Annotated in this window: 5 protein-coding genes; 1 reads left to right on the top strand and 4 read right to left on the bottom strand. The window is 65.2% G+C overall.

The window, feature by feature from the left end; genetic code table 11:
• The first annotated feature begins 85 nt into the window (after positions 1-85).
• On the top strand, positions 86-2,305 hold the full coding sequence (locus CP49_RS03130; protein WP_082645842.1) for a ComEC/Rec2 family competence protein: 2,220 nt from the start codon (positions 86-88) through the stop codon (positions 2,303-2,305).
• 86 nt (positions 2,306-2,391) lie between these two features.
• Here CP49_RS03130 and CP49_RS03125 read toward each other — a convergent pair whose 3' ends face one another.
• From CP49_RS03125 to CP49_RS46900, 4 genes are all read right to left on the bottom strand, one after another.
• Complete coding sequence (locus CP49_RS03125) at positions 2,392-2,619, bottom strand: hypothetical protein (protein WP_057848833.1); 228 nt, start codon at positions 2,617-2,619, stop codon at positions 2,392-2,394.
• 88 nt (positions 2,620-2,707) lie between these two features.
• Positions 2,708-3,130 (bottom strand): hypothetical protein, encoded by a 423-nt coding sequence (locus tag CP49_RS03120; RefSeq protein ID WP_057848832.1) that lies wholly within the window; start codon positions 3,128-3,130, stop codon positions 2,708-2,710.
• 233 nt (positions 3,131-3,363) lie between these two features.
• Positions 3,364-4,065: a transcriptional repressor LexA gene (gene lexA, locus CP49_RS03115; RefSeq protein ID WP_057848831.1), complete on the bottom strand. Its 702-nt coding sequence runs from the start codon at positions 4,063-4,065 to the stop codon at positions 3,364-3,366.
• Positions 4,066-4,261: 196 nt separating this feature from the next.
• Positions 4,262-4,683, bottom strand: a 422-nt coding sequence (locus CP49_RS46900; protein ID WP_338060323.1) for a molybdopterin-binding protein, incomplete at its 5' end; no start/stop codon positions are given.

Below are 4,683 nucleotides of genomic sequence, written 5' to 3'. Positions count from 1 at the left end.
GTGTAAACCGGGGTGACGGAGCGGCGACACGTCGGGCCGGAAGCGGGGCTACGCCGGGACCTGGCCGCCGCGCGCGGCCGCGCCGATCGGTGGCTATGCGCCATCGCGGCCCGCTTTCTGGCCGCCGTTGATCGAGACCCTGCGCACATGGGCCCGCGCGGAGGCCGGCGCAGGGCGCCTGCTGCCGTGGGTGCCGGTGGCGTTCGGGACCGGTATTGCCTTTTACTTTGCCGCCGATCATGAGCCGGTGTTGTCGGTGGCGGCTATTGTGGCGATCATGCTTGGCGCGGTCGCGATCCTGCTGCGGCGGCAAAAATTCTTTCCCATAGCTGTCATGATTGCAGCCGTTGCTGCAGGCTTTGCGGTGGCGACCTGGAAGACGGCGCGGGTCGCGCATGGCGTGCTGGCGCGGCCGATGTTTTCGGTGTCGCTGACCGGCTTTGTCGAGACGCGCGACATTCGCGAGCGCACCGATCGTTTTGTCCTCCGCGTCGCCACCATGGAAAGCGCGCGGGGGGCGACCAAGCTCGAGCGCGTGCGGCTATCGGTGAAGAAGGGCACGGCCCCACTGGTCGGCAGCTTCGTCGAACTGAAGGCGCGGCTGTTGCCGCCGCTTTCGCCGGTGCGGCCGGGCAGCTACGATTTCAGCCGCGACATGTTCTTTGCCGGCATCGGCGCCTCCGGCTTCGTGATGGGCGCGATCAAGACCGCGAAGCCGCCGGAGGGGGCAGGACTCCGCCTGCGCTATTCAGCGTTCATGCAGGAGCTGCGCGATACGATCGATGCGCGGATCAGGACCACGCTGGAAGGTGACAAGCGCGCGATTGCGACCGCGCTGTTGACCGGGCGGCGTGACGCGATCTCGCCGCCGGTGAACGATGCGATGTTCATCTCCGGCCTGGGGCATGTGCTTTCGATCTCGGGCTACCACATGGCCGTCGTTGCCGGTGTCGTGTTCTTTGCGGTGCGGGCGCTGCTGGCGTTGTTTCCAACGCTCACGGTCGGCTACGCCATCAAGAAATGGTCGGCGGCGGCCGCTCTCGTCGCCGCTGCGTTTTATCTGTTGCTGTCGGGCGCCGAGGTCGCAACGCAGCGCTCGTTCTTCATGACGGCCGTTGTGCTGATCGCGGTCATGGTCGATCGCCGTGCCATCACGTTTCGCACACTCGCGGTCGCGGCCATGATTGTGCTGACGGTCGCGCCGGAAGCTTTGGTGCATCCGAGTTTTCAGATGTCGTTTGCTGCCACTTTAGGACTGGTGGCGCTGGTGCAGATTGGCATGCCGCGCCTGTTCGCGACAGCAGACCATACCGCGACCGCGCGTGCGGCGCTGTGGGGTGGCCGCGAGGTCACCATGCTGCTGCTGGCCTCATTGGTTGCAGGGCTCGCGACCACGCCTTACGCGGCCTTTCACTTCCACCGGATCACGCCTTACGGCGTGCTTGCCAATCTCGCGGCAATGCCGGTGGTCTCCGCGGTCGTGATGCCGATGGGCCTCCTTGGGCTCGTCGCGATGCCTTTCGGCTTCGATGGTGTGTTCTGGGCAATCATGGGCGCCGGCATTGACTGGATGATTGCGGTAACGCAGTGGGTCGCGGCGTTGCCCGGCGCGGTCGGGCGGGTGCCGGCGTTCGGCATCGGCCCGGTGATCGCGGCCAGCCTTGGCATCATCCTGCTCGGGCTGTTGCGCACGCCGCTGCGCTGGTCGGGTGCGGTGCTGGTGCTGGTGGCGGCGCTATGGGCAGCGAGGGTACCGCAGCCGGACATTCTGATCTCCGCCGACGGTCGCAATGTCGGGGTCCGCGGCCAGGATGGAAAGCTGCGCCTGATGCATGCGGCCAAGGGCTCCCGGGATGCCTTCCTCCTGAAGGAGTGGCTGGCGGCGGACGCGGACGCGCGAACGGCGGCCGACGTGTCGCTGACGGCTGGCGTCTCATGCGACGACTTTGGCTGCGTGATGCAAGTGGCCGGCGGCGGCTTTGTCGCGCACGCGTTCAAGCCCGAGGCGCTTTCGGACGATTGCGAGCGCGCGGCGCTCATCGTGACATTGCGGCAAGCGCCCGCGGCATGCGCGGCTTCCGTCATCGATGCCGAGAGGCTACGGCGGCAGGGCGCGCTGGCGTTGCGGCGAGGCCGGGACGGATTTGTCGTCGAGGCGGCCAAATCCCGCGGGATCGACCGCCCGTGGTCGCCGGCGATCGCTGACGAGAGCGAGGCAGACGCCACGGTTCTCGCGCCGCGTGTCGTGCCACCGCGCGCCGTCGATGCCACGCCGGCCGAGGCGGACCTTCAGGCGGAGGAGTAGAGCGTTTTCCAGCGAAGTGGAGACCGGTTCGCGTCAAGAAAACGCGTCAAATCAAAAATCTAGAGCCCCAGGGCTCTAGGCGAACGTCAGTGCTCGTCAAGCGAGGGACTGGCTGGTATTTCGAACGCGCCGAGGTGGAATTCCTCGGGCGCATCGGGCTCCGACGGCAGGTTGACCAGCGTGAACGACGCCTCTGGAAATTGCCGCCAGATCGCGAGGTCTTCGGCCGTGATGGTGAGCCAGCCGTACCTGAACATGTACCGTCCGGGCTCAGTGACGCGTCCGGCTTTTTGCCATGTGACCTTGTTGACCACCGATTGCCCCCTCGGCGCCGAGTTTAAAAAAATGTATCACAATGATCCGCCGGCCGGAGCCGGCGGATCGCATAGGCTTGGCGCTTATCTATCCGGTCACGATGGATGCGGCCGGAGGCGCTTCCGTGACCTTCGGAGCACGCTCGCCGCCGGTCTGAACCACCGGCAGTTGCAGCACAGTCGCGCGCTGGCCTTCGCAAAGCTGCGTCACCAGCACATGGCTTCCGTCAGGAAATTCGATCGCGTCATGGTGACGATCGGACACTTCGGGCTCGATCTGGTTGAACTTGCCGACCCGCCAGTCGGTGGTTCGCGTCCAGATCCAACGGTTGTCGTATCTGACGTCCTCGGCGAACGCCAATTCGGTGCCGGGAAGCATGCAGACCGCCACTGCAGGCTCGCGTTCTGACGCAAAGCCGCGGGTAGATGTACCGCGGAACGTCGTGGTGATCAGCGTCTCGCCGACCTGGGCGGGCCGCGTCGCTACAGCATGCAGGCTATAGTCACACATCGGATGGCTCCCTCGTTTGAGATAGCTGACCCGTGTCTCGAAGGAGGCACAGGCCTCTATCAGAGTGGACTTGGCGCAGAGCCTTTTCTTGTTTCTGGGCAATTCTGCGACTGGCGCACGGCGCCTAAATCACAAACGCGATAGCGCAGCTTGGTTCCCCGCGCGCCACAAAAAACCCCGGCCAAAGGCCGGGGGTGGGGTGCCGTCGCAGTCATGTCCGCAAAACCGGCCGGTCAGTATTTGCGGTACAGCCCGATCAGTTTGCCCTGTATCCGGACCCGGTTCGGCGGCAGAATGCGGACTTCATAGGCAGCATTGGCGGGCTCCAGCGCAATCGAGGCGCCGCGGCGGCGGAAGCGCTTCAGGGTGGCTTCCTCCTCGTCGATCAGCGCCACCACGATGTCGCCGGTATCGGCGGTCTCGTTGCGTTGGATCAGCGCCACGTCGCCGTCGAGAATGCCGGCGTCCACCATGGAATCGCCGCGCACTTCGAGCGCGTAATGTTCGCCGGAGCCGAGCATGTCAGGCGGCACGCTGATGGTGTGGCTGCGGGTCTGCAGCGCCTCGATCGGCGTACCGGCGGCGATCCGGCCCATCACGGGGACGGCGACCGGGCGATTGCCATCGTCCTCGACGGCGGGCGCGCTCGAGGTGCGTTTGCCGAGCGTGCCTTCGATGACGCTCGGCGTGAAGCCGCGGCGGCCGTTACCGGCGGCGGCGAGCTCCGGCAGCTTGATGACTTCAATGGCGCGGGCGCGATTGGGCAGGCGCCGGATGAAGCCGCGCTCCTCCAGCGCCGTAATGAGGCGGTGGATTCCGGATTTCGAGCGCAGATCGAGCGCGTCCTTCATCTCGTCGAAGGAGGGCGGTACGCCGGCCTCTTTCAGCCGTTCATTGATGAAACGCAGAAGTTCATACTGTTTGCGCGTAAGCATCGCGAGCAATCCCCCGGTTGGCGTCGTCGGTTCCGATTGGTCAGGGCCTAGATTGCGGGAGTCCCCAAACTCCCCAAGTAGACACTAGCAGTCGAAACAAATCATGAACGGACACTATATGTTCGATATGTGTTCCGCAACCACTTAATTTCAGGTGAACGCATTGCGGCTGCGGCCAAAAGCGCCGTCTAGGGCGTCATTCTGGCAGCCGCAGCAGCTCGCAAGACGAACCCTTCGTGGCTGCCGGCGCGAACGGCGGGCGTATCACAAGTGCCTGCGCCGCAGCGAGATTCCCCAATAGCGATGAGTCCTGGTGGCTCACCGGCATAGCGATCAGCGTGCCGTCCGCGTGCTCTTCGAGGCGTGCGCGAAGATAGTCTTCGCGCTGGTCGTTGGCGGCGAGATCGCGGCCCAGCAGGGCGCTTTCGCGTGGATGATGGATGTGATCGCGGCCCGATAGCGCGCGAATCAAGGGCACCAGAAACAGGAAGCCGCAGACATAGGAGGAGACGGGATTGCCCGGCAGGCCGATCACCCGCATCGCGCCGAGCATTCCATGCATCATCGGCTTGCCCGGCCGCATCGCTATACGCCAGAACGTCATGCCGACGCCCTCGG

Source organism: Bradyrhizobium valentinum (assembly GCF_001440405.1).
Lineage (GTDB): Bacteria > Pseudomonadota > Alphaproteobacteria > Rhizobiales > Xanthobacteraceae > Bradyrhizobium > Bradyrhizobium valentinum.
This window is presented reverse-complemented; position numbering and strand designations above follow the sequence as displayed.